This window comes from Gemmatimonadaceae bacterium, from assembly GCA_037721215.1.
In the GTDB taxonomy this organism is placed as follows: domain Bacteria; phylum Gemmatimonadota; class Gemmatimonadetes; order Gemmatimonadales; family Gemmatimonadaceae; genus UBA4720.
Genome location: JBBJNV010000001.1, coordinates 50,374 through 76,277, shown reverse-complemented (window position 1 = coordinate 76,277; position 25,904 = coordinate 50,374). Strand labels below are relative to the sequence as shown.

Below are 25,904 nucleotides of genomic sequence, written 5' to 3'. Positions count from 1 at the left end.
TTCTCCCCGTTATCGATGTGGAGCTGAACTCGGAAGGTAAGGCCCCCCTTTGACAGTTTAGATGGCTCACCTCATCAGCCATGCCTACATTTGCTCCATGATTCGATCACCGCTCGTATGCACCACCTCGGTGGGTCGCGACGCACCGATGCGCGCGCTTACCGAGCGGCTCGGACGAGCGATTGCGGGCGAGGGAGCGGTCGTACTCGTCGGTGGAACCGCCGGCATCGGCAAAACCAGGATGATTCGCGACCTGAAAAACGAGGCGACCGAGCTCGGGGTACGCATTATCGAGGGGCGATGCTCCAGCACCGATTCGTCAGTGCCATATGCACCGCTGATGGACGCGCTGCGGTTCCGCATTGCGCGGGGTGAAGGCGATGTTGCCGCACACATGCTTGGGCCCCTTCGCGAAATTCTGGCTCCTCTGTTTCCGCAGCTCGAAGGAAAGGAAAGCGCCCCCGACAATGCATTTGAGCGTCATCCTGACCGTCCCCTCGAGCTGATCGTCAGCGTGTTCGAGCGTCTCTCGGCGGCAGAGCCGATGTTGCTCGTGCTCGAAGATGTTCATTGGGCCGACCAGACCTCCCTGGAAATTCTACGTCATCTCGCTCACCGCTCGCATTCATTGCGGCTGTTGATTGTCGCCACTTACAGATCGGACGAGCTTCATTCCAGTCATCCGGTGCGCAAGCTTCTCGGCACCATCGCTCGCGACCGTGTCGGAGTGGAGATGCGACTCGAGCCGCTCACTCGCGAAGAAACCACGGAGATGCTGCGCCGGATACTGGGGGCCGATCCTGACCCTGCCATTGCCGCGGGCATCTGGCGCCGTACGGAGGGGAATCCGTTCTTCATCGAAGAGCTTTTGACAGTTCTGTCCGAGAACGCGCTTCTCGAGCCAAATGCCCCGGCGGTCGCTGCACTCGAGAGGCTGCGGCTGCCGGCAACCGTGAGTGAGGCCGTTCTGGCGCGGGCACGTGCGCTTGGGTCGCGCGCGTACGATACCTTGTCGGCGGCGGCAGTGCTCGGACGAACGTTTGAATTCGACGACCTCTGCAATGTTCTGAGCATCGCGGAAGAAGATCTGATCGCCGTCATCGAGGAGCTGGTGGCACACCAGTTTCTGGAGGAAGAACCGGACGGGCACGGTGAACGATACGGATTCCCTCATGCCCTGATGCAGGAAGCGTTCTACGAAAGCATCATTTCGCGCAGGCGCCGCACTCTGCATCGCCAGGCCGCTACGGCCCTCGAGAAGCGAACGGCACGCCGCAGCCCGAAACGGCTCGATGAGCTGGCTTATCATTTCAGGCTCGGCGGCGAGCCAGAACGTGCCTACGAATACGCGCGGCTCGCCGGCGACGAGGCGGTGCGTTTGAATGCGTGGGACGACGCGGCCGCGCACTACGAGAACGCACTTGCATCTCTCGAGCTGCTCTCCGATGAAGGGCAGCGCGCCGCGGAGCTCCTCGAGCGTCTCGCGGGGGTCGCGTGGAGACAGAGCCGGTCATTACCGGCCCGCCAGTTCGCCGAGGAAGCCCTGCGGTTGCGTCGCGCTCTGGGGCACAACGAAGAGGCTGCACGGCTGCTGCGCCGGATCGCCGAACAACGCGCGGAAGAAGGTGATACGGAGGGCGCAACCCAGGCGCTCGACGAAGGGCTGAAGCTTCTTGGCGACACCCCCGAGAGCCGCGAACTCGGACCAATTTACGACGACCTCGGCCGCCTTTCCCTGGCACAGGGAAATCTGAACCGTGCCGAAGAGTTGCTGGTGCGCGGATTGACACTCGCGTCCCGTCATGCGGATGGCGCTGAGGAAGTGCTCGCTCTTGTCAGTCTGGCCGAGCTGAGCGTCGTCGGCGGGCAGGTCACCGCTGGGATAACCCGCCTCGATGACGCCCTGTCGCTCATGCAGGAAGGCCGGCTCCCCTTCGAGCGGCTCGCCCGCGTTTATGAAATCGGGGTGCGAACGCTGCTGCTGGCACACGACTATGAGCGCGCACTCAACTGGTCGAACGCCGCCTATTCCGTTTGCTGCGAGCAGGGAGTCGTCGGGCTCGATGGGCTGTTCCGTGCCTCACGCGCTGCAGTCCTCACGATCACAGGCTCGAAGGAAGATACCCTCGCCGAGGCGGCCGCCGGAGTGGAGGCGCTTCGCCGGTCTAATCGAGCCGAATTACGCGAGGCATTGCACGTACTGGGATTCGTTCACAGGTCCCGCGGCAACTTCCAAGCGGCGAGGACCGCTTACGAAGAAGCCCTTTCATTGAGTGAGGAGGGACACTCGATAGGGCTTGCTCTCCTCTCGCTGTCCGAAGGTCGCATTGAAGAAGCAGCGAGCGCACTTGAGTCTCAATTCCATGCGGTTCCCCGTGATCAGCCACTGCTGGCGCGCCAGATTCTGCCGTACACCGTGAAAGCATTGATTGAGGTTGGCAAGGTGCACGATGCCGCGATCCTGGTTGACGGCGCTCAGGATTTGCCTGAAGCCCCTGCAGCAGTGGCCCAGGTCTCGCACGCCCGCGGGTTGGTACAACTCGCAAAGGGAAACTTCGAGTCGGCGCGCGACGCGCTCGCCATGGCCGTCGGTGTATGGGACACACTCGGCAACCGCCTCGAGGCTACATGGATACGCATATCCCTGCTCGACGCGATGCTGGGCGCGGGCGATTCATCGGACGGCATGGCGCTCGGGCGGCGCCTGCTGGAGGAGTTGGACGGGTTGTTGATACCTCCGGAACGCGAGCACGTGCGCCGTACTCTTCGCCGCGCTGGTGTGCGGACGCGGCCCAGGGCGCGGGAAACCATTGCCAATGGCGATGATTCATTATCGCGGCTGACAGCTCGTGAGGCCGACGTGCTCCGTCACGTCGCGCAGGGCCGCACCAACCGTGAGATCGCGCACGCCCTCGGTATCGCAGAAAAAACCGTAGGAGTGCACGTAGGTCACATCCTGGCGAAGCTGGGGTGCAAGACCCGGACGCAGGCGGCACGCTTCGTTCCGCAGTAAGCGAAAGGCCCCGCGCGCAGCCAGCGGCGGGGCCTTCGAGCGTCCTGCGGCAGTCCTCCGGTTACCGCAATCGCTGCATCAGCAAAGGCCGTCGCGCTGCCGGCGCGGCGTGCACGGCTTGGTGTTCTTGGGCGGTTTTCCAATCAGTTCACGCGGCACCGCTACGCGGCTGAAGAGCAGGTGGCTGTTCATCGTGTGACCCCCGTTAAGGGTCGTTGGCAGGATGATGTTTTGCGTTGCCTGGCTGACGAGAATGTCGCGGACCTGTGCGGGGGTGGCTCCCGGCGCCTGCTGAAGAACGAGCGCGGCCGCGCCAGCGACATGTGGCGCCGCCATGGACGTCCCGCTTTTCGCGCCTGAAGAATTGTCCGTGTCGAACGTCGCCGACGTGATCCCCGATCCGGGCGCGAAGATGTCGACGCATGCGCCGTAGTTCGTCCACGTGGTGCGCGTATCGGTCCTGGTCGAGGCTGCCACCGTTATCGCCGCAGGTACGTTGGCGATCGGGAACATGCATGCGTCGGCCCCAACAGTGCCATTGCCCCAGCCGTTGCCCGCCGCCACCGCGAGAGTGACGCCCGAAGAGATCAGCGCGTTGACCGCGTTGTCCATCGGCCCGTTGGTGCCCAGCGTTTTCGTCGGCACTGGATCTCCAAGAGACATGTTTGCCGATGCGGGTATGGTAGCGTTTTTGGCGACCCAGTCCATTCCCGCAATCACGTCGGCGTCAGATCCATATCCGGCGCAGTTGAGCACGCGCACTCCCACGAGCGCGACTTTCTTGGCGACACCCCAGGTTTTGCCTCCGATGGTGCCGGAAACGTGGGTACCATGCCCGTCACAGTCTCCGGAGCCGTCATACCCGAGCAGCGGGTCGGTTGGGTCGGCGGCAAACGCGTCGAACCCCTTTACCGCCCGGCCCTCGAATTCGCTGTGCGAGTAACGAATGCCGGTGTCGATGATGTACGCCGTCACACCCGCCCCGGTGAAATCGTAGCTGTAGAGCGAGTCCATCGGCAGCGCCCGCTGGTCGATCCGGTCGAGTCCCCAGGTGGCCCCGGTTTGAGTCACCGTTTCGATCTTGGACATCTGACGCTGCACAGTCACGCTGAGAATGCGCTGGTCGGCCAGCAGTGCGTCGGCGACACTCGACGGTAACGCCGCGGAGAATCCATTCAGCAGTTCCGTATAAACGTGCCGGGGCTTGATGCCGTAATCGGCGGCAACGGCGAGGGTATTGGCGCTCCAGTCCGCGACTACTATATAGTGGCCGGGGATCGATCCATCGGACGCGACGAGCGTGCGCGCCGGGGCCGCATTCGCATTCAGGCCTACCGGTTGTGATGCGTCGTTACATGCGGCCAGCGCGACGGCCGCGAGTATCAGTCGAAGGTGTCGGAACATCCAGGGGCTCCTTGGGTGCTGCAGTGGGATGTGATGCAGACGGAAAACGGATTTCCGCCTGCATCATGACGGGTTGTTATTTCAGTCCGAGAGCGGTGGCGAGGTTGATCCGGCCGTAATTGGTGTAGATGTCACGGCCCTTTACGCCGACATCATCGGCGGTAGAGAGGATCTTCGTTTTGAGCCCGTTCACCGACAGCAACGGATTGTACGATTTGATCATCGCTGCCACCCCTGCAACGTGTGGCGACGCCATGCTGGTGCCTGCCGCGTAGGCATAGAAGTAGACGCCGCCGTCAACATTCCCGCGACACACGGCGAGTCCTGGCTCGGACGTGCGCCTCGAGCAGGCACCGATGATAAGATCCTTCGTTTCAGACCCACCTTCAACGTCGGACGCATTGCCGCCCGGAGCGGCCACTTCGATGGCCGTTATTCCGTAGTTCGTGTACGTCGCTGGCTGGTCGAAGTTCTGCTGAAGCAGCGGACCAGTGGCAGACACGCAGAGGGTGCTCTGCTCACAGGGAGTGGAGACGACAGTTCCCTGGTCGAGGTTCAGTGCACTGTTGCCGGCGGCAGAAATCACGATCGCCCCCTGCTTCTCTGCATCCTTGATGACGCGGGCCATCAGCTCGAGAAGTGCAGGTGCCCCCTCCTCGTTCGGTTCAACGTTGGCGCCAAGGCTCATGTTGATCACATCGGCGTTCGCCGGTCCGGCCGCGTGACGGATTCCACTGGCCACGCCCTCAAAAGACCCGCTGCCCTGAAAGTTCAAGACCTTTACCGCAATCAACGTCACGTCCGGCGCGATGCTGGCGACGCTGATGTTGTTGGTCGCGACAGTCGAAGCGACGTGCGTGCCGTGAAAGTGGTTATCCATGTACGGACTGTCGCCCGGCATCTGTGGCTCCACCGGCACTTCCGCGCCGACGGGACCCTCGCCCACGAAGAGCGACGTGAACGATGCCGAAGCAGCGCGGTCTACAAGGGTGCGAATTTCACGATGGTCGTAATCGATGCCGGTGTCGACGATTGCGACCCGCGTCGAAGGAAGTCCCTGCTTGCCCGCGGCCCAGGCCTTGTCAGCGCCTATGACGCGCATGTTCCACTGCGTTCCGTCGGCAAAATATCGCGCCTTGGCGGGGTCATTCTGTGGAAGCACGACGGCGTCGCCCTCTACCGCGAACACCCTCGTCTTGGGCAGCCAGTTCAGAATTCTGTCATTGCCGACCGCGGTAACCAGCCCGCTCGCGCTGAGATTGCTGAGCGCGCTCGTCGAGAGTCCGGATACGAACGCGACACCGATGTTGTCCCATCGAGTGGTGACGGTTCCGCCCAACGAGCTAAGGAGGGCGAGACCAGCCGCGGGAATCGACGCTGTGTCCTTGAAAACCACCACAGTTCTGCCGGTCGGGATTCCACTGGCGGCGACGGTCGCTGAAGGACCATCGGGTGCTTTTGACATTGCTGAAGAAGGCGAGGTTGGCTGATCGGAGCATGCGGCAATCGTCAACAGCGAGGGAACAACGACGAGCGACCATCGGCTGATTCGCGGGTGCATAACTTCCTCGGGCTGGGTTGGCTGCGCGCCGTGGAGGCCTCTCCTCCGCTTCGGCTGCGGGCATACGTCGTGGTCTCAGCGCGAATTCTGGAGAGAATGCCGCCGGGCGAAAATTGGGAGATAGCCATACGCGGTGGGCAGCTTTAGGAGAATTTTTTTGCCAGCGTAGGTCGTATTACTTACTTCGAGCTGGAGTGAGAAACTCTGGTCGCCCTGCGGCTGGTATTTTTCAAGCAGGATTCAGGTAGCTGGTGCTCGGGTTCGGGAATCCAAATGTCTGCGCGATGTCAGCCACAACCTGTTATCCCCGTAGCCGCACTTCGTGGCTCAGCGCGGAGCGTCGAGCGTTGCACCAATGCTTCTAGTCGATTAGACTAAGTATGTTAACTAATCGGACTAACAAATTGCCATACGTAACGATTCACGCGGCGAAAACCCATTTCTCCCGTCTTATAGCCAGAGTGCTGGCGGGGGAGGAAATAGTCATCGCCCGGGGCTCTCAACCCGTCGCCCGCCTCGTGCCGCTCGAGAAGGCACCATCGAAGCGCGAGTTCGGCTCGCTCCGCGGGAAGCTGGCCGTGCCCCCGAGCTTTTTCGATCCGCTGGCGGAGGACGAGATCGCAGCATGGGAGAAGTAGTCCCGTGAAACTACTCCTGGACACCCATGCGCTATTGTGGTGGCTCGCCGGCGACAAACAGCTTTCGCCAACGGCGCGCTGGGCGCTGGAGGACCAGAGCAACCCCATATACGTCAGCGCCGCGTCCGCGTGGGAGGTCGCCACAAAGCACCGTCTTGGCAGGATGCCACGCATTGGTCCGCTGGCGCGAGATTTCGCCGGTGAAATTTCCAGGCAAGGGTTTCTGGCGCTCGACATAACTCTCGAGGATGGCCGCCGCGCCGGCGCTCTCTCCGGCGAGCACCGGGATCCGTTTGATAGGATACTTATGGCCCAGGCGCGTGCTAACGACCTGGCGCTCGTGTCAAATGAAGCTGCATTCGATAAGTACGATGTGATTCGAGTCTGGTAACTGACGAGCCAAGCGTCCGCGGGGAGCGAGCTGAACAACTCAGACGACACCTCGATTTGATCGCAACGACTCGGGACGTAGATCTGAGTCAAGCTCCGTTCCGAGCCTTATCACAATTTCCGGTAGCGCTTCCACATCGGACAAAGTCGTACGAAAGTTGACGATGCATGCGCTCAGCAGATATTTGCCGTCGACGCCTGCGTTCGAGATAAATGCTTCACCGCCTGCCTGCCGGCGATTCACCAGATCTTCGTTGAGTTTGTTCAGATACTCCCCGACAACTTCCGAATCGTCGGATAGGTCAGGCGGAATTAACCGAAAAGTGGTGATGCTCAGGCTCTGAGTAACAACCTGTAATTCGCTGCAACCCCCAACAACCCTAGACAGCGCCTCTGAAAGAGCGATGTCGTCACCGATCATCTGGATGTACCCATCTCGCCCGACGTGACGTACACCAACCCAGACTTTCAGAGGCAAGCTGTCGACGTTCACTCGACTATTTACGTCGATCAGCGGCTTGCTTGGTTTGAGCAGAATACGTGGTGTGCCATCGCGGGCAACGAGTGTCAGCGAGAGTTGGCCGAGCGTCGTGAGCCGGGCCTTTGGTCGGTTAGCTATGTCCGTCATCGAGCCTTGACTATTTCCAACGCGTTTTTGTGAGTGTTGGGGCCATTTCCAGAATCAGCATTGTGCGTTAAACGCGCGTTAAACGGCTGCGTGGGAGTAGTTCTCGTTGTGCAGGCGATGCAGGCCCGGGGGTCCGATGGCGCGGGTAGCCCCGTAAATGGCGAAACCACGCTCGATGATGAGCCGGTCCGTGCCGATTTTCCGAGTACTGGGTGAGCGGATTTCCAAGGCTAAACCGGGTCCCGGCTTTTGACTGCGGTTTAACATCGCCCGAATTAGGGTGGCTCAGTCGTTAGACCCTAACCCAAGTTGAGTCTCAACCCATGCGCATTCCACGATTGATCGCCGTTGTTGCAATCGCTATGACAGTCGCCTCGTGCACTAACTCTACCGCCCCGACCAACCCTATCGTTGGGGCCTGGCAGCTAAGAACATGGGACGGGAAAGCGTTGCCGGCAATGACGTATGGCGTTGCCGATGGCTACAGGGAATTGCTGATCGCCGAGAAGTTCGTCATCAGCGAGGACGGCACCTATACGTTCAGCCGGACGACGCGGTTTATGCCTGAAGGCCGGAGCGAGACAAGAACCGGGGCTGGTTCATGGGAAAGGATGGACACCGGATTTGTATTCGGCGGCGGTCGGGCGCGTGGCAGGCTCTCGTCTGAATCGTTGATTGTGCAATGGAGCGGAGACGGGAAGACAGACTGGGTGTACGGGCTTCAAAACTAGCTCTGTCACCATTAAAAGAATGAGTTCGAAACCCAGCGTCTTTGAGGATCGCGTTACAGCTGCAATGATGTCGGCCCGGGATCTTGCTGGTCGACGACGTCCGCTAAGGCACACGCCGATGTATGAACGCATCAAGGTTCTCGCGACCGAAAAACAAAAGCTTCGCCGCCTTGTTACCGATTGATACTTACGGCTCAGCTCAACGAAAAATAGTTGGCAAGAAGAGCCAATCGATTCGCTTGCCGCCGGAGCCATCGCCGAGCGCAAGTTCATCCTTTGAACAACGGTCTCGACTTAATAGTGTCACGAACTGCTTTTTCCGTTGGCCCCTAGCGCGCGCAGGCTCACCAAGCTCGCGAAAAGTTAAACAGTTCGTAAAGCGCGCTTTCGTGCCAAGCACTGATCCCACCGCGCGGCGCGTCGTCGACTGAGTGTATTTATCCACCCGCCTGCCCAGCTAGCAACGCCTCCGTCGGCACTATCCTCCCCCCTTTAGCATCGCAAACCGCATAGCTCCTCCCCCCATACATCGTCACCCCCGCATGCTGCCCCTTCGCATTCACACAATAAAAACTGATCCCGAAATTCGGCAGCCCTCGGCTATTCAACAATCTTTTCTCAACAGTATTCTTCTGAATCCGCTTGCACGCATCCATCGCCGCATCCTTGGGATGCATCCCCCGCCTCATATTCTCGACAATCAAATAGGAGCTGAGATTATAAAGATTCGCCTCCCCCCGCCCGGTCGACCCCGCAGCTCCAACATCCCCATCCACATACAATCCGGCGCCTAGAACAGGCGAATCCCCCACCCGCCCCGGGATCTTCCACGCCAACCCGCTCGTCGTCGTTACCCCACAAACTTCCCCTTTCGCATTCACCCCATCGCAGTTGATGGTCCCGTAGTAATGCTCCGGGTCGATCAACCCGTCCGCGACCATCGACATCCCGGCAGCATGCGCAGCATCCGATCGCTTCGTCGGATCGAGATAATGCTCCGGGTCAATCCGCCTCTTCCACTCCAACCACAACTTCCGCGAGTTGGGCGTGTTGATATCATCCTCGACGGTAAACCCCATATTCCGCGCAAATTCCTGCGCCCCCTTCCCCACCAGCAGATGATGATCTGTCATCTCCATCACCGCCTTCGCCACCAGCGACGGCGTCCGCACCCCTTCTATAGAAGCGACCCCGCCCGCGCGCCGCTTCGGCCCATGCATCACACACGAGTCCAGCTGCACCACCCCTTCAGCATTCGGCAACCCGCCAAAACCAACGCTGTCATCGAGAGGATCGAGCTCGACAATGTTCACGCCGGCAATCAGCGAATCGAGCACATCCGCTCCACCAACCATCATCGTGAACGCCTTCTCGACTGCGGTTACGGTCCCACCATTCTTGAATCGATGCCCGTTCGACGACGCAATCACCACCGGCTCCGCAGCCTTCCGCGTAATGACGTTCGGCGCCTGAACCACCTGCGACTCGCCCTTCCCCGCAATCGCAAGCGACAACCCGGCAGCCGTTCCGCCAACCACGAATTCACGACGATTAATCCTGGCGTCCATTCATTTCTCCATCAGCTGTACAAGGTGAGCCATAGCTGCCGAAATCCACTCAGAACCACCGGCAATCGGCTGACATAACGTACGGAACGGGTGTAGTTTCCCGCCATACATGACGCCGCCCGACCCCGTCGCCCCCACCACCCGCCGCGAACACGACCTCCTCGGCGAACGCGACGTCCCCCAAGACGCTCTCTATGGTATACAGACGCTCCGCGCGATGGAGAACTTCGCCATCTCCGGAGTCGAGCTCTGCGAATTCCCTACGCTCATCAGCGCGATCGCATCGGTCAAGGAAGCCGCCGCCGAAACCAACCGCGACCTGGGCCTCCTCTCTGATGAAGTAGCCGACGCGATCATCGCCGCTGCCCGCGAGCTTCGCGCCGGCCAGCACCACGAACACTTCCGCGTCGACATGATCCAGGGCGGCGCCGGAACCTCGACGAACATGAACGCCAACGAGGTCATCGCCAACCGCGCCCTCGAGCTTTTAAACCGCCAGCGCGGCGACTACGACGCGGTCCACCCGAACACGCACGTCAACCTCAGCCAATCCACCAACGACGTCTACCCCACCGCGATCAAGCTCGCGATGCACAGCAGCATCGACGATCTCAAACACGCGATGGGCGCACTCGCAGGCGCATTCCTCATCAAGGGCGAAGAGTTCTCCCCGCACATCAAAATGGGCCGCACCCAGCTCCAGGACGCGGTCCCCATGACACTCGGCCAGGAATTCACGGCCTTCGCGCACACGATGCTCGAAGACGTCGAACGCCTCACCGAAGCCCAAGCCTTGATCCGCGAAATCAACATGGGCGCCACGGCGATCGGCACGGGGATCACGGCATCTCACGGCTACGCCGAGGGCGTTCGGAAACACCTCTCGCGCATCACGGGTCTCGAGTTGATCACCGCGCCTGATCTGGTGGAAGCGACATCGGACACGGGCGTATTCGTCCAGCTCTCAGGCGTTCTCAAACGCTGCGCGGTCAAACTCTCGAAGATCTGCAACGATCTCCGCCTGCTCAGCTCCGGCCCCCGCGCGGGCTTCGGCGAAATCAACCTCCCGCCGATGCAGCCTGGTTCGTCGATCATGCCGGGCAAGGTGAACCCGGTCATCCCCGAGATGGTGAACCAGGTCTGCTTCGACATCATCGGCGGCGACGTCACGGTCACGATGGCAGCCGAAGGCGGACAACTCCAGCTGAATGTCTTCGAGCCGATCATCGCCTACCGCCTGCTCAGCGGGATGATCATCCTCTCCCGGGCATGCGACGCCCTGCGCATGCGGTGCATCGAGGGCATCACCCCGAACGTCGAGCGAATGCGGTACTTCGTCGAACACTCGGTTGGCATCGTCACGGCCCTCGTTCCGATCCTCGGCTACGACACAGCGTCGGAAATCGCCCGCGACGCGCTGGAAACCGGACGCGGCGTCTACGATCTGGTCTGCGAGCGCGGCCTGATGACCCGCGAGGAACTGGACCGGGCGCTGAATCCCGAGGCGATGACGGGGCCAAACGGGAATTCAGCGAGTGCCTGATGATGTTATGGACACAGAGACCACCGAGACCACCGAGAACTGCTACGACAAACTGAAGGGAACAGCGCATGGGTCCCGGAACGATTCGAGAATTACCCCACAGTTCCCGCCTCCCTGCAGTTCGCGCTGCCCCGTAGTCCCCCTTAATCAGTTGTAGTTTGATCTTGTAGTTTGATCTTGTAGTTGATCTTGTAGTTGATCTGTGTCATCGGTGCCATCTGTGCCATCTGTGGTTCACTACCCGCAGGTCTCGGTGGTCTCGGTGGTCTCGGTGTCTCACACAGCCCGAGCAACGCAGATTGCCATCCCACCGGAACTGACCCCCAGACGATACTCCCGATACCGCCCGCCTCGCATTAGCTTTTCAGCGGTTTCCCACACCTGAAGAGCGCGGCAGCATCGCAATAATCCGCGCTCCAGAACCGATGGCTAAAGGACCTGTAATGATAGGCATTCCCCGCCTGCGGCGGCTTGCATTACCCGGAGCACTGGCCGTACTCGCTGTGACATTGGCGGCCTGCTCCGAACAGTATCCCAATACCACCTTCGATCCGCACTCCGACTTCGGTCGCGACATCGATTTTCTATGGGACCGCTTACTTCTCCTCGGCACCATTGTCTTCGTGCTCGTCGAGGCGGCGCTGATTTTTGTGGTCTTCAAGTACCGCCGCAAAACGACAGACGTCCGGCCACCACAGACTCACGGTAACGCGGTTCTCGAAGTGATCTGGACGCTGATCCCGGCGTTCATCCTGCTCTTCATCGCAGTGCCGACGGTCCGAACGATCTTCAAGACCCAGGCTAAAGTCGCCGCCGGTGCACTCGAAATCGAAGTCATCGGACACCAGTGGTGGTGGGAATTCCGATACCCGGAATACAACATCACCACCGCCAACGAGATCTACCTGCCAACGGGCCGCACGGTGAACTTCAAGCTCACCTCCGTCGATGTCATCCACTCGTTCTGGATCCCGCAGCTCGGCGGCAAACGCGACGCGATTACCAACCGCGTCAACTACATCTGGCTGACGCCGGATTCGGCGATGCAGCCTGCAGTATGGAATGGCTTCTGTACCGAATACTGCGGCGACTCGCACGCGAAGATGCGGTTCCGCGTCTTCACGGTGAAGCCCCCTCAATTCGCAAGCTGGGTCGCCACCCAGCAGCTGCCCGCCGCGTATGGAGCGGTCGCTGCGCCAACAGCAATCAGTCAAGCCGCTGGAATCGCAGGGCAGAACGTTCGCACGTCCAATACGCCGAATCAGACCGCTACCGCGACTACCGGCCAGGCGGTGCAATCCGCGGTCACGCAGAACCCGGCACAGCCACGCATCGCGGGCACCGGCACTCAAGGCGGCAACGATCCCGCGCTGAGACGCGCGCCGGGCGCCAGCATCGAAGGCCCCGACACGGTCGCCGCCCCACCGCAGACCACTGCAATCCCGGTCTCCAACGTCGCGCCAGGCTACACCTTCCCGGCAAACCAGCCAGCATTCGATTACGCGAAGCCGCGCACGCCGATTCCATCCGGCCTGACCTTCACGAAAGGCCTCACCGGCAACGCCGCCCGCGGACAGCAGGTCTACTCCTCGGCTGCATGCATCGGATGCCACGCAATCAAGGGCAACCCGATGTCGGTCGGCAACGTCGGTCCCAACCTGACGCACATTGGAACACGCAGCACACTGGGCGCCGGCACTTTCCCGAACACACCCGCATATCTCGCGCTCTGGATCAAGAACACCCCGCGCATGAAGCCCGGTGTTCTGATGCCGACACTTGGAAAAAATCAGATCAGCCCGCAGACGGGCAAACCAGTTACCACCGGCGGGCTCGACGACCAGCAGATCGCTGACATCGTCGCGTACCTGACGGCCCTGAGGTAAGCATTCGAATGGCAACGACAGCAATGCCGGTGGGCACGTCCACCGCGCCGAAAGCATATGAGAACAGCGGCGTCTGGAGCTGGCTCACCACGGTGGACCACAAACGCATCGGCATCCTCTATCTCTACACGTCGCTCTTCTTCTTCATCTGGGGAGGCATGGAAGCGGTCATCCTCCGCGCCCAGCTCCAGGGCCCCAACGGCCAGCTCGTTTCGGCCGAGATGTACAATCAGCTCTTTACGATGCATGGGACGACGATGGTGTTTCTCGCCATCATGCCGCTCTCGGCGTCGTTCTTCAACTTCCTGATTCCACTTCAGATAGGCGCACGCGACGTGGCCTTCCCACGTCTCAACGCGTTCAGCTACTGGGTGTACCTGTTTGGCGGAATCTTCATCACGGTGCCGATTCTCTTTCAACTCGCGCCGAACGGCGGCTGGTTCGGCTACACGCCGCTTACCACGAAGGCGTACTCACCCGGCATCAACATCGACTTCTGGGTGATCGGCCTCCAGATACTGGGCATTTCATCTCTCGCGGCGGCGTTCAACTTCATCACTACGATCATCAATCTGCGCGCGCCGGGAATGACGCTGATGCGGATGCCGATGTTCACGTGGATGTCGTTCGTCGTTCAGTTCCTCGTGATCCTGGCGTTTCCGGTGATAACGATCGCGCTGGTGTTCCTGCTGTTCGACCGTTTCTTCGGAACGAATTTCTACACTGTTGCCCAAGGCGCCGACCCGCTGCTATGGCAGCACCTGTTCTGGATTTTCGGTCACCCCGAGGTCTACATCCTCATCCTGCCGGCATTCGGACTGGTCTCCGAAGTGCTGCCGACATTCTCGAAGAAGCCGCTGTTCGGATACCCGGTGATGGTCTATTCCGGAATTCTCATCGGCGTGCTCGGCTTCGGAGTCTGGGCACACCACATGTTCGCGGTGGGAATGGGCCCGATTGCCGACAGCTTCTTCGCGCTGTCCACCTTGCTCATCGGTATTCCGACAGGCGTCAAGATCTTCAACTGGATCGCGACGATGGCGCAGGGCTCCATTCGATTCACGAGTGCCATGCTGTTTGCCATCGGACTCGTCGCAATGTTCACCATCGGCGGCATCTCCGGCGTGATGCACGCGTCACCGCCAGCCGACCTCCAGCAGACGGATACGTACTTCGTCGTCGCGCACTTTCACTACGTGCTGTTCGGCGGCTCGATCATGGGAATCTTCGCCGGCATCTACCACTACTTCCCCAAAATGTTCGGCCGGATGATGAGCGAGCCCCTCGGCAAGGTGCATTTCTGGCTCAATTTCATCGCCATGAACCTGACATTCTTCCCGATGCACTTCTCGGGAATGCTCGGCATGCCGCGGCGTATCTACACGTACGACGGCGGACAGGGATGGGACACCTTCAACCTGATCTCGAGCCTCGGCGCATACATGCTCGTGATCTCGACGTCAATCTTCGTCTACAATTTCTTCAGAAGCAAAAAGAAAGGCGAAATCGCGGGTGCCAATCCGTGGGAAGCCGGAACGCTCGAGTGGTCGATTCCCTCCCCCGTTCCCGAGTACAATTTCGCGGTCCTCCCGAATGTGACGTCGCGTTACCCGCTGTGGGAAGGCAACGAGAAAGACCTCGCAAGCGCGAACATGAACGCGCAGGAAGGCAAAACCTCCGAGGAACTCGGCATCGTGCTTCCTTACAGCACGATCAAGCCGTTTATCGTCGCGGCCGCACTGGTGCTCATGTTCTGCGGCCTCATCACGACGATGGCCGTGACCTTCCTCTTCGCCGCGATCATGGTCGTCGCACTCTACGCCTGGCTGCTCAGCCCACTCGAGCCGGAGCACCACTAAATCATGTCAGCGCCAGCCGCACACCACTACACGTCAACCGGACTCGACAGCCGGAAGATTGCCATCTGGGCCTTCATCGGCTCGGAATGCATGCTCTTCGTGTCGCTCATCTCGACCTATCTCATCTACAAGGGAAAGAGCCTCGTCGGTCCATTCCCTCACGACCCGTACACCAGCGCCACCGGCCAGACATTCCCGCCCATTCTCGACATTCCCGTCACGTCGGGGTCGACTTTCGTCCTGCTCATGTCGTCGCTGGCGATGGTGCTCGCGCTGGCCGCCGTCCAGAACAAGGATGTGCCGAAACACACAAGAGGCGAACGCATAATCGGATCGTCCAAGCTCTGGCTGTGGATGACGGCGCTGCTCGGCGCCACTTTTCTCTGCTTTCAGGCCTATGAGTTTACCGCCTTCGTGAACGAGGGGCTGACTATCCGCACGAACCTGTTCGGCTCGTCGTTCTTCACGCTCACCGGATTTCACGGCGCGCACGTTACCGCCGGCGTCATCTGGCTGGTATCATTGCTGGCGATCGACTACCGCCGCGGGCTCGGCCCGAACGATGCTCTCAATGTCGACCTTGCCGCGCTGTACTGGCACTTCGTCGACGTCGTGTGGATCGTGATCTTCACGCTCGTCTACCTCATCAAATAGACCATGGCAAACGAGCCGGTTCATTCCGATCCAGCGGCGACGACACCCCACGCCGCGGCGCACGAGCATCATCACCCCACCTGGCAGACCTACGTAAAGATCGGCGCGATCCTGACAGCGATAACCGTGGCCGAGGTGTGGGCGTACTACATACCGTCGCTGGTTGCGTCGCGGGTGTTCGTGCCGATGCTGCTCATCATGTCGGCCGTCAAGTTCGTCACCGTCGTGATGTTCTACATGCATCTCAAGTACGACCACAAGTTGTTCCGGGTGTTGTTCACCGGGCCGATGCTTATCGCCGCGATTACGCTCATCTCGCTGTTGTTCCTCTTCGGGCAGCTCACGGCGAAGTTCGGCACTTAAGCGACGACGGAGTTGCGATGTCACGGCCGGGCCTCTCGATAGCGGCGTCAACGTCAGCCCACTGGCTTGCCTCGTGATTATCGCGCTGCTGCACCCGGTCGCGAACCTCGACTGGATGACATGGTCGATTCATCCGAGCACTGTAATCGGTCTGGCGGCACTTGGTGCGATCTACCTCTGGCGCGCTCGGCATGGTGGCGATGACGAGCATGTCACCGGCGCGCGAAAGGCCAGTTTCTTTTTCGCCCTGTTCATCATCTTCGCGTCGCTCAACGGGCCGATTCACGATCTGAGCGACGTGTACCTCTTCAGCGCTCACATGGTGCAGCATCTCATGCTGACGCTCGCGATGCCACCGCTGATGATTTACGGAGTGCCGGGGTGGATGCTTCGGCCTCTGGTCAGGCACAAGGTGACGGGTGTGATTGCGCGCACCGTTACGCGACCGATCGCGTGCTTCGCGATTTTCAATGTCGTCATCGTGTTCTGGCATCTCCCGATTTTCTACAACGCTGCGCTGGCAGATCACGGAATTCACATCGTCGAACACCTTATGTTCATGGCTGCCGCCGTGCTCATGTGGTGGCCGCTCTTGAGCCAGCTGCCGGAGCTGCCGCGGCTCCCGTACCCAGCGCAGATGCTCTACTGCTTCCTGATGAGCGTCGCGATGTCGATTCCCGCGGTTTACATCTCGATGGCGGAGCAGGTGCTTTACCCCGCGTACTCCACGGCGCCCCGGGTTTGGGGGTTGTCACCAATGGATGATCAGCTGCTCGGAGGACTGGTGATGTGGGTGCCGGGCGGGTTGATCTTTGTGGGGATCATGTCGGTTGTGTTTTTCAAGTGGGCGGCGAGCGGGGAGGACCATGCCGCGGGGGCGCAGGTGGACTGGAAGCCTGAAGCGGCGTGAACGGACGGCGGAACTGCGAGTTTTCAGGCGGCCTGATGCCTGAGGACAGCTGTCTGTAACTGCCAAAACTGAGAACAGCCCAAGACGGACAGGTATCAGGGAGGCAGAGGGCAGGTGCGAGGGTCAGGGGTCAGGGGGCAGGGGTCGTTGGCGCACGGTTATGATTGCTTCAAGAAAGGAACGGCGATCGGGGACGCGATTAAGTCGCAATCTTTTCCATGTGTCCGATTTCAAGAAGCTGCTTGTCTGGCAGAAGTCTCATGCGCTCGGCACCTGACACCTGACACCTGACACCTGAACCTCGCACCCCGCCTCTGCCTCGCTGACACCTGTCCGTCTTAGGTTTTTCTCAGTTTTGGCAGTTACAGACAACAGCCACCAGGCATCAGGCCACCTGAAAACTCGTCCGTCACGCGGTTCAAACCGCCCCTGTCGTATCGTCCTCTCCCCCCAGCCCAACGCTGATATCATGCCCAAGCCTTGGGTGCCTCTTCCACATGAACCAGAACATCAGCGACGCCGCCAGCAGATTGGCAATGAAAATCTGGTACCATGCCAGCCCGCCGTAATCCGACTCCATCAGCAGCGCGGTCAGTCCTACCGCCCCCAACTCGAACGCTACAAACCCGAGCAGGAACCCGGCAAGCACGGCAGGCGTGCGCTCGGCCTGATGAACGACAGTCGCCATCATGATTCCGACCAGCGAAAACGCGATGTAGTGGAATATCGTGTATACAATGACGTGCGCCATCATCGTGTCGGGCATCATCGAAGCACCGGCTCCCAGCACGCTGACCAGGCCACGCCCCAGGAGATTGGGAGTCATGAATCCGCGGCCAGCGACTACATCGATGATCAGAAACCATATCGCCACCGCAGTGGCTCCAATGACGCCTGCGAACACGCCCTCGCGAAATGTATTGTGCCGCTCAGCCATCGATCTTTCTCCCACCTCGTTTTTGTTGACCGGAAGCTACTGATTTCAGGTAGACTTGCATAGACGCGTCCGCGGCACCAGTGGCCCGGAACGCGTCCCCGCACTATGGTGTGAATCTCGCGTTTGCGGTGTAAAAAAGAACAGCCCGCCTTTCCCGCAACGAATCTCGAATCACGCCTAATGTTTCTTAGAAAACTCAGGATCATCGCCGTCATCCTTCTTGCTACGATCGCGGCAATGCCGATGGATGCACAGACGCGCCGACAAACGACCAAAAAGAAAACGACGACTTCCGCGGCCGCGAGGCGGCAGGCGGCGAAGAAGAAGGCGGTCAAGCGGCCAACCACCCGCGCAAGGACCGCATCCGCCCGCACGAGAAGCGCATCCAGTCGCAGCAGGCGTGCATCCAGTCGCAGTAAGCGCGCCGCCGGCCGCGGAAGGCGTGCACCAGTCGTACCGGTGGTGAACTACACGGCGCCCCGGTCGGCTGCGTCACTCACCGCCGACCTGGGCGCTATGGCGAGCCGTGTACGCGCCGGCCAGTTCGGCGTGATGATTGTCTCGCTGACGCGGGGTGATACCCTGCTCGCGTATAACGCCGGCACCCCGCTTCTCCCCGCATCGACGATGAAGATGCTCACCAGCGTCGCGGCATTCGAGCGTTTGGGGCCTTCGTACCGGTTCAGCACCGACGTGCTTTACGACGGAACCATCGGCACCGACGGCACGCTCACCGGCAATCTCTATCTGCGGGGCGATGGCGATCCAACATTGTCCGGCAGATATCTCCGCGGCGGCCCGGGTGCGCCGATGCAGCTGCTCGCGGATCAGGTGGCCGCGCGCGGCATTAAGCGGGTGACCGGCACCGTGATCGGGGATGCAACGGCGTTCGACAACGAGCTGATTCCGCAGGGCTGGCTGAGCCGCTATCTGCAATCGGGCTACGCTGCCCGCGTGTCGGGTCTCTCGCTGAACGAGAATCTGATCTGGGTCACCGTCGTTCCGGGCCAGGGCGCGAAACTCGAGCCCGCGACGAGCGCCATTCCGTTGGTGAACAACGTGCGCACGGTAAAGGGCGGTGGCGCGCGCCTGTCGATCCGGCGGGACAGAGCGGGCGAGATTACTGTATCCGGCACCATCGGGTCTGGTTCGATCCCCCGCCGATACGTGTATGTAGTCGAGAATCCAGCTCCCTTCACCACCGGCGCATTACGTAGCGCCCTCGTGGCCAAAGGCGTCGCCGTCGATGGCGCAATTCAGCTTGGCAAGACACCGCAGGGTGCGACGAAGCTGGCCAGCGTTCAGTCGCCCACGCTCGACCGGATCGTCGCCGCGATGAACCGCGAAAGCATCAATCATTACGCCGAGCTGCTGCTGAGAAACGCGGCGCGCGGGCCGAAGCGCGACATCGTCGGAAATGCGGCGACAAGTCAGGCGCTGCTGCGAAATATCTTCGCCACCAAAATCGGCGCCGATACCATGAATCTTCGGGTTGCCGACGGAAGCGGTCTGTCCACACTCGACCGCGTCACCCCGCGGGCGATGACGCAGATGCTCGGCTTCGCCCACCGTGCACCGTGGGGTCCGTGGTTTCACTCATCCCTGCCGGTGGCTGGCGAGTCGGAGCTCATGCGCCGGCGGATGCGCGGAGGCCAGGCGCAGGGGAATCTGCACGCGAAAACCGGGACGACCAACGATGTCATCGCGCTCGGCGGCTATGTCACGGCGATGAATGGCGAGGTGATGGCGTTTTCGTTCATCTATAACGGCCGCGATCGCGGGAGTGCCAGGTTGTCGATGGACGCGATGGGTCAGACGCTTGCGAATTTCGTTCGCTGATCCTTGGTGGCCGCTCGTCGACGCATTTGCCTAGGCCGCGATCTCCTTGATATGCACTCCCCGCTTCGCCAGTTCCGCGATGTAACGTTCCGCCGGAATGCACTCGTCCGGCGTGTGCACCCCCGGTGCCGCGATCTCACCGCGCGCCTGCATTTGTCCGGTGATTGACAGCGAATAGCCCGTCGTCCGCATCATTGCGCTGATTCCGCGCTCCTCGTCGTAACGATCCACGAGCTCCCACGCAGCGGTCTTCGGCTCCCCGTCTTTTTTGCCCTTGACCGTCACTCGCAGCGCCACGAGATCACGACCCTCCGGTTTGGTGAGTCGCGGGCCCATCGCCGCGACTGCCACATCGCGCGGCGAAACCTTCATGCCCTTCACGTCGATCGGTTCCAGCTCGAGGAGTCCGAGTTCGCGAATCGCTTCCATGATTGCCGCGTGTCCGGGGTAGCGAAGTGTTTTGTACTCCATGCTCGGGATCTGCCCCTCGTAGCGGAACGCCATCGTCGACAACCCGCCGGCGGTATGAAATGCCTCGAGCTCGCCGACAGGTGCAGCGAACATCACCGGCTCACGCTCCGACAGGGCAGTCACCTGCTCCCGCTTGCCGGCGCGGATGATCCACGAAAGTGTAGTGTAATAATCCAGCACGCCCTCGAGCGAATACACGATTTGATAGTTGAGGGGCGGCTCCGGGTTTTGTGGTAACCCGCCGACGTAGATCTTTACTTCGTCGACAGTATCCATCTGCCTGATGCCATGTTCGGACAGGATGTTCACCATCCCTGGCGCCAGCCCGCAGTCGGGGATGATGGTGATGTTCTTCTCGCGGGCCACCGCGTCGAGCTCCTTTTGCCTGAACACGATATCGGTATTGCCGCCGAGGTCGCAGAAGTGCACGCCAGCCTCAGCCGCGCGCGTCGCGAGATCGAGGTTGAAATAGTAGGGGATCGCGCTCATTACGGCGTCGGACTCACGCATCAGGGCACCGACAGCTTCCTTGTCGCGAACGTCGAGCGGAGTTGGGGTGAGCCGCTTTCCGGAGTAGGGCCCGAGAAAATCTGCGATGTGGCCGGTGTCCAGATCGGCGAGCCGCACATTTGACACTTCCTCGTTCTGCAGCAAGTCGTACGTGCAGGCAGAGCCTTGAAGGCCAGCCCCGAGAACCAGCATGCGCATCAGGTAAATCTCCGTTTTTGCACCATGAAAACCGACCGGAAACTTAGCGATGAAGCTTACGAGCGGTTACCCCGCCACCAGTGGCGGTACATTCTTGTGTCGCGCCTCGAATTGGAGTGCGGAGCGGTCGGCGCGTTCGTTGCAATATCCTCGCATCATGACAATTTCGAAGGCAACACCAGGCGACAGCACTGATTGGCGAAATCACCTGATTGATTCATCGGCCGGCATCCGGCAGATTCTCGAGAATACTCGCAGGATCGCGGTGCTGGGCATCAAGGATGGTGTTGGGAAACCCGCGTTCTTCGTACCCGACTATGCGCAGCGCGCGGGATACGAGGTCGTGCCGGTCCCTGTTTACTATCTCGACGCAACGGAAATGCTCGGCGTTCCGGTTTACCGTACGGTGTCCGCGATCCCCGGTGACGTCGACATGGTCAACGTCTTTCGCCGGCCGCAGGATATTCCGCCACACCTCGACGACATCATCGCCAAACGACCAAAGTCGGTGTGGTTTCAGTCAGGAATTGTCAACGACAGTGCGGCCGAGCGATTGGCGCGGGAAGGAATCGATGTGGTTCAGGACCGGTGCCTCATGGTGGAGCTGGGCCGCATCGGCAGATAACAACGGGAACGGAACTGAGAAAAGCGTGAGTTTCACCATCCCACAGTGTAGACGACAGCCTCTACCGGCACCTCATTCGCCACCGCAGTCCCGCGTGGTGCGAGCGCGACGATGTACCGCCCGCCCTTGGTAGCCGCGAGCGCTTTGCCCGACCCGATGGTAAACGGAGCCGCGGTGGAATCCGCACCCGCCGTAGTCTCACGCGCTGTGATCACGCCCCGCTCGCTCCGAATCGCAAACTTCCTTGCTCCATGCACCACGCTGATAGCCGGCGCCGCCTGCATGTTCACCGGGATCGAGATGTCGAGCACCGGGCCGGTGGTCCACCGCGGAACGACCATTTGCGCACCGGCGGCGAGAGTTCCATGAAACGCTCCGGTTTTCGGATCGAGTGCCGCCCACGATTGCGACTCCTCATCGTCTTGTACCTTTGCTGGATTGCCGCCGAGTGCGATGGTTGCGCCGTCGGGGGTCCATCGGACGCGCCAGCCGCGTGCGATCTTGTATAGCCGCGGAGCCGCCACATCGTTTGCGCCCGCTGCCCTCGAATCCGCAGGTATGCTGATAGTGCCCGGCTGCGCGATCGCGCGCGCCATCGACATTCCGCTCGACGCGAATGAACCATTGATCAGCGTCGCAGTGTCGATCCCCGTCTTGCGGGAGAGATCGAGCCACATCGCGGCGGGAATAGTGTCTGCCTCGCGGCCGAGGAGAATATATGCGCGCGAGAACGCGAGGGTTTGCCAGTCCGGGGATGGCGCCACATCCCACACCTCGTCCATCCGTGTCTGAAAATTCCGGCTCTCACTGCCGAAGAAAAAACCGTTGGCGACTGCTTCATTCTCTACACCTACCGGATCAACCATCACCAGCACCGATGCGCTGTCCGGCGAGAACAGCCACTTCACGCGCGATGCCATTCCGTAAGTGCCCTGGTTCACGCGGGTCGCGGTCACTACTGGTGCCGCTCGAGACGCCGCGGTGCTGTCAGCCGGATTCGGTTTGGAGCTGGACTCGACGCATGCGGAATACGTAATGGCGGCGACGAATCCGGAAAAAAGTCGCGCGCCGGCAGCGGCAAGCTTGGAAATGGGCAGGTTTTTCATCCAGGTGCGGGCAGGTCCTGGCGCGCACTGTCCCGCGCGCCGGGAGTGAATTCAGGTGCGTACTAGATTACGCCCGCTTCCCTTTGCGCGATAGAGCGCGGCGTCCGCTGCGCGAAACAGGTCTTCCACAGACTCGGGCTGCGTCGATGGATAAGTGGCAACGCCGATGCTGGCGGTGATGCGGATTTCGGAGACGCCCGAAACAAGAAACCGATTCCCCGCCACCTTCTCCCGGATACGCTCGGCGAATGCAATCGCGCCCTGTGTCGTTCACAAGCTTGAAATGGTCGAGGTCGAGCAGCAGCATCGCGAGTGGCGCATTCACGTAAAAGCTCGGCTTCCGCAATGCGGAGAGCCTGCCTCAGCGCCTGCACTTCCGTTGAATCCCTTGACTCCAAACTACATACCTCGTTGAATGACCCTATTCAGTCTCCGACTCGATACCGGTATCGCCGTCGGTAATCGCGACCGAATCGTCGTCGGCTGAATCCCCGTCATCTTCCTCGGGGACCACTCGAGCAACGGCGGTCAATATGTCGCCATCATCGAGATTGACGAGCTTCACCCCCTGCGCGATACGTCCGGTAACCCTGATCTGCGCGACTGAAGAACGGATGATCACTCCGTTTCGCGTGATGAGCACGATCTCGTCTTCAGGCAGAACTTCCATCACACCGACAACGTTTCCGGTTCGCTCAGTGCGGTGGACGGTGATGATTCCCTTCCCGCCACGCCGCTGAACACGGTAGTCATCGATGTGCGAGCATTTGCCGAGCCCGCGTTCGGTGACGACAAGGATCGTCGCCTCGCGCTTGACCACCACCATTCCGATAACAGCATCGTCGGGCTTCAGGTCGATTCCCCTGACGCCGGTGGTATCGCGACCCATCTGCCGGACATCCTGCTCGTTGAACCGGCACGACAGACCATGCTTTGTGGCGAGCACGATGTCATTGGTGCCACTCGTCACCTGCACATCGATGAGCTCGTCGCCGGCTTCGATCTTGATTGCCTTGATGCCGTTCTGGCGAACGTTGGAGTACTGCGACAGCGCGCTTTTCTTCACCGTTCCCTTCTTCGTACAGAAGAGCAGGAACTGCGTGTCACTGAACTCACGCACCGGCACCATCGACTTGATCTGGGTGTCGGGCTGAACGTTGATCAGGTTGACGATCGGCTTGCCCTTGGTAGCGCGCCCCGCCTGCGGAATCTCGTGCACCTTGAGCCAGAAACAGCGCCCGTCGTCGGTGAAGCAAAGGATGTAGTCGTGCGTCGAACCAATAAACAGCCGCTCGATGAAGTCTTCGTCCTTCAGCGACTGCCCACTCAGTCCACGCCCGCCGCGGCGCTGCTTGCGATAGGTGGACACCGACGTCCGCTTGATATAGCCGGCATGAGAAATCGTGATCACCATGTCCTCCTCGGCGATCAGATCCTCGATGGAAAACTCTCCTTCGTCGCTGGTGATCTCCGAGCGCCGCTCGTCTCCGAATTTCTTCAGGGATTCGAGCAGTTCGTCGCGAATGATCGACATCCGGCGCGGACGTGAATCGAGAATCGACCGAAGCTCCTTCACGAACGCGCGCACCTCCCTCAACTCGGCTTCGAGCTTCTCGATTTCAAGACCGGTGAGCTTGGCGAGGCGCATGTTGAGGATCGCTTCCGCCTGACGCTCGCTCAGCTTGAACCGCTGCTGAAGCTGCGAGCTCGCCGTCGGTGTATCGGCGGCGGCGCGGATGAGCTTGATCACCGCGTCGATGTTGTCGACGGCAATCTTGAGCCCTTCGAGGATGTGCTCGCGCTCGAGCGCCTTGTCGAGCTCGAACTGGGTACGGCGGACAACCACCTGGTGCCGGTGAGCGATGTAATGCTCGAGCACTTCCTTGATCGGCATGATCTTCGGAACGAGCTGCCCGGTGTTTGAATCGGGCACCAGTGCCAGCATGATCACGCCGAAGGTGGACTGCATCGTCGTGTGCTTGAACAGGCCGTTGAGCACCACGCGCGGGATCGCATCGCGCTTGAGCTCGATCACCACGCGCATGCCGTCCTTGTCCGACTCGTCCCGCAGGTCGGAGATTCCCTCGAGCTTCTTGTCGCGCACGAGTGCGGCAATGTCGCGAACGAGGTTGGCCTTGTTGACCTGGTACGGCAGCTCGTTGATGACGATCTGCGATTTGTTGGACGATTCCTTTTCCTCGATCACCGCACGCGCGCGCATGACGATACGACCGCGGCCGGTTTCCTGGTAATCCCTGATTCCAGCCCGGCCGTAGATGTATCCGCCGGTGGGAAAATCAGGGCCCTTGATGATCTTCCGGAGATCGTCGATGGACATTTCCGGATTGTCGATCAGCGCGATCACCGCGTTGACCACTTCGCCCAGGTTGTGTGGCGGAATGTTGGTCGCCATTCCGACCGCGATGCCGGACGATCCGTTGATAAGAAGATTCGGGACCGCCGATGGCAGGACTTTAGGTTCCTGAAGGCGGTCGTCGAAGTTGGGCGCGTAGTCGACGGTGTTCTTGTCGATGTCGGCGAGCATCTCCATGGCGATGCGGGTGAGGCGCGCCTCGGTGTACCGGTAGGCCGCCGCACGGTCTCCGTCGACGCTGCCGAAGTTGCCCTGGCCGTCCACGAGCGGATATCGCAGCGAGAATTCCTGGACCATTCGCACGAGTGCGTCGTAGACCGACGAATCGCCGTGCGGATGGTACTTGCCGAGCACGTCGCCGACGACCGTTGCAGACTTTTTGTAGGGGCGGCCGGGGACAAGGCCGAGTTCGTTCATCGCGTACAGCACCCGCCGGTGGACCGGTTTGAGACCGTCCCGCACGTCTGGAAGAGCGCGCGAAACGATCACGCTCATCGAGTAGTTGAGGAACGATTCCTTGACTTCGTCGTGCAGCATTCTGGGGAGAATGCGCTCGCGGTTGTTGGGAGCGGTCATGTGCTTTTGAGGCGGGCTTTGGGAGGCGGGGAGTACAGCTTCTCAATATACTGCCATTTGGTGATTAATGCAACGGATTTATCACTGGCTAAGTGCTTGCCGCATCGACACTTACATGAC

General features: G+C 60.5%; 21 protein-coding genes. 12 read left to right on the top strand and 9 right to left on the bottom strand.

All coding sequences use genetic code 11. The features are described 5' to 3' along the window. Nucleotides 1-97 precede the first annotated feature (97 nt). Nucleotides 98-3,013 carry an AAA family ATPase gene (locus WKF55_00345; protein ID MEJ7758014.1) on the top strand — a complete coding sequence of 972 codons (2,916 nt, stop codon included), beginning with the start codon at nt 98-100 and terminating at the stop codon, nt 3,011-3,013. Between the two features lie 78 nt (nt 3,014-3,091). Here the strand turns inward: WKF55_00345 and WKF55_00340 are convergent, their stop codons facing one another. Both WKF55_00340 and WKF55_00335 read right to left on the bottom strand, forming a co-directional pair. Further along, nucleotides 3,092-4,417, bottom strand: a complete 1,326-nt coding sequence (locus WKF55_00340; protein MEJ7758013.1) for a S8 family peptidase — start codon at nt 4,415-4,417, stop codon at nt 3,092-3,094. A 76-nt stretch (nt 4,418-4,493) separates the two neighbouring features. Next, nucleotides 4,494-5,882, bottom strand: a complete 1,389-nt coding sequence (locus tag WKF55_00335; GenBank protein ID MEJ7758012.1) for a S8 family serine peptidase — start codon at nt 5,880-5,882, stop codon at nt 4,494-4,496. A 500-nt stretch (nt 5,883-6,382) separates the two neighbouring features. Between WKF55_00335 and WKF55_00330 the strand changes: the two genes are divergently transcribed. Then, complete coding sequence (locus WKF55_00330) at nt 6,383-6,616, top strand: type II toxin-antitoxin system Phd/YefM family antitoxin (protein MEJ7758011.1); 234 nt, start codon at nt 6,383-6,385, stop codon at nt 6,614-6,616. 4 nt (nt 6,617-6,620) lie between these two features. Then, on the top strand, nt 6,621-7,007 hold the full coding sequence (locus WKF55_00325; GenBank protein ID MEJ7758010.1) for a type II toxin-antitoxin system VapC family toxin: 387 nt from the start codon (nt 6,621-6,623) through the stop codon (nt 7,005-7,007). A gap of 39 nt (nt 7,008-7,046) precedes the next feature. Here WKF55_00325 and WKF55_00320 read toward each other — a convergent pair whose 3' ends face one another. Then, nucleotides 7,047-7,634: a hypothetical protein gene (locus WKF55_00320; GenBank protein ID MEJ7758009.1), complete on the bottom strand. Its 588-nt coding sequence runs from the start codon at nt 7,632-7,634 to the stop codon at nt 7,047-7,049. Nucleotides 7,635-7,957: 323 nt separating this feature from the next. Here WKF55_00320 and WKF55_00315 point away from each other — a divergent pair, with 323 nt between their 5' ends. Next, nucleotides 7,958-8,365, top strand: a complete 408-nt coding sequence (locus WKF55_00315; protein ID MEJ7758008.1) for a hypothetical protein — start codon at nt 7,958-7,960, stop codon at nt 8,363-8,365. Between the two features lie 437 nt (nt 8,366-8,802). Here the strand turns inward: WKF55_00315 and WKF55_00310 are convergent, their stop codons facing one another. Continuing rightward, nucleotides 8,803-9,933, bottom strand: a complete 1,131-nt coding sequence (locus tag WKF55_00310) for a N(4)-(beta-N-acetylglucosaminyl)-L-asparaginase (GenBank protein MEJ7758007.1) — start codon at nt 9,931-9,933, stop codon at nt 8,803-8,805. Nucleotides 9,934-10,042: 109 nt separating this feature from the next. Here WKF55_00310 and WKF55_00305 point away from each other — a divergent pair, with 109 nt between their 5' ends. The 6 genes from WKF55_00305 to WKF55_00280 all read left to right on the top strand — a co-directional run bounded on the left by WKF55_00305 (nt 10,043) and on the right by WKF55_00280 (nt 17,148). Continuing rightward, a complete protein-coding gene (locus WKF55_00305; GenBank protein MEJ7758006.1) occupies nt 10,043-11,476 on the top strand; it encodes an aspartate ammonia-lyase in 1,434 nt (477 codons plus the stop codon). A 425-nt stretch (nt 11,477-11,901) separates the two neighbouring features. Then, the gene (gene coxB / locus WKF55_00300; GenBank protein ID MEJ7758005.1) at nt 11,902-13,362 is read left to right on the top strand and encodes a cytochrome c oxidase subunit II; all 1,461 of its coding nucleotides are present in this window, start codon (nt 11,902-11,904) and stop codon (nt 13,360-13,362) included. An 8-nt stretch (nt 13,363-13,370) separates the two neighbouring features. Beyond that, nucleotides 13,371-15,221, top strand: a complete 1,851-nt coding sequence (ctaD, locus tag WKF55_00295) for a cytochrome c oxidase subunit I (GenBank protein ID MEJ7758004.1) — start codon at nt 13,371-13,373, stop codon at nt 15,219-15,221. Nucleotides 15,222-15,224: 3 nt separating this feature from the next. Then, complete coding sequence (locus WKF55_00290) at nt 15,225-15,875, top strand: cytochrome c oxidase subunit 3 (GenBank protein MEJ7758003.1); 651 nt, start codon at nt 15,225-15,227, stop codon at nt 15,873-15,875. Between the two features lie 3 nt (nt 15,876-15,878). Next, the gene (locus WKF55_00285; protein MEJ7758002.1) at nt 15,879-16,238 is read left to right on the top strand and encodes a cytochrome C oxidase subunit IV family protein; all 360 of its coding nucleotides are present in this window, start codon (nt 15,879-15,881) and stop codon (nt 16,236-16,238) included. 73 nt (nt 16,239-16,311) lie between these two features. After that, entirely contained in the window at nt 16,312-17,148 is an 837-nt protein-coding gene (locus tag WKF55_00280) for a cytochrome c oxidase assembly protein (protein ID MEJ7758001.1), read from the top strand. A 418-nt stretch (nt 17,149-17,566) separates the two neighbouring features. On the opposite strand, the gene WKF55_00275 is transcribed toward WKF55_00280, so the two are convergent. Further along, entirely contained in the window at nt 17,567-18,085 is a 519-nt protein-coding gene (locus WKF55_00275; GenBank protein ID MEJ7758000.1) for a hypothetical protein, read from the bottom strand. Nucleotides 18,086-18,265: 180 nt separating this feature from the next. On the opposite strand from WKF55_00275, the gene dacB reads away from it, so the two are divergent. After that, a complete protein-coding gene (gene dacB / locus WKF55_00270) occupies nt 18,266-19,924 on the top strand; it encodes a D-alanyl-D-alanine carboxypeptidase/D-alanyl-D-alanine-endopeptidase (protein MEJ7757999.1) in 1,659 nt (552 codons plus the stop codon). Between the two features lie 30 nt (nt 19,925-19,954). Here dacB and WKF55_00265 read toward each other — a convergent pair whose 3' ends face one another. Further along, on the bottom strand, nt 19,955-21,103 hold the full coding sequence (locus WKF55_00265) for a saccharopine dehydrogenase C-terminal domain-containing protein (protein ID MEJ7757998.1): 1,149 nt from the start codon (nt 21,101-21,103) through the stop codon (nt 19,955-19,957). A 157-nt stretch (nt 21,104-21,260) separates the two neighbouring features. Between WKF55_00265 and WKF55_00260 the strand changes: the two genes are divergently transcribed. Then, nucleotides 21,261-21,728, top strand: a complete 468-nt coding sequence (locus WKF55_00260; GenBank protein MEJ7757997.1) for a CoA-binding protein — start codon at nt 21,261-21,263, stop codon at nt 21,726-21,728. A 32-nt stretch (nt 21,729-21,760) separates the two neighbouring features. Here WKF55_00260 and WKF55_00255 read toward each other — a convergent pair whose 3' ends face one another. The 3 genes from WKF55_00255 to gyrA all read right to left on the bottom strand — a co-directional run bounded on the left by WKF55_00255 (nt 21,761) and on the right by gyrA (nt 25,784). Continuing rightward, nucleotides 21,761-22,834: a hypothetical protein gene (locus tag WKF55_00255; protein MEJ7757996.1), complete on the bottom strand. Its 1,074-nt coding sequence runs from the start codon at nt 22,832-22,834 to the stop codon at nt 21,761-21,763. A 51-nt stretch (nt 22,835-22,885) separates the two neighbouring features. Continuing rightward, complete coding sequence (locus WKF55_00250; GenBank protein MEJ7757995.1) at nt 22,886-23,089, bottom strand: diguanylate cyclase; 204 nt, start codon at nt 23,087-23,089, stop codon at nt 22,886-22,888. A 166-nt stretch (nt 23,090-23,255) separates the two neighbouring features. Beyond that, complete coding sequence (gene gyrA, locus WKF55_00245) at nt 23,256-25,784, bottom strand: DNA gyrase subunit A (protein MEJ7757994.1); 2,529 nt, start codon at nt 25,782-25,784, stop codon at nt 23,256-23,258. Nucleotides 25,785-25,904: the final 120 nt, after the last annotated feature.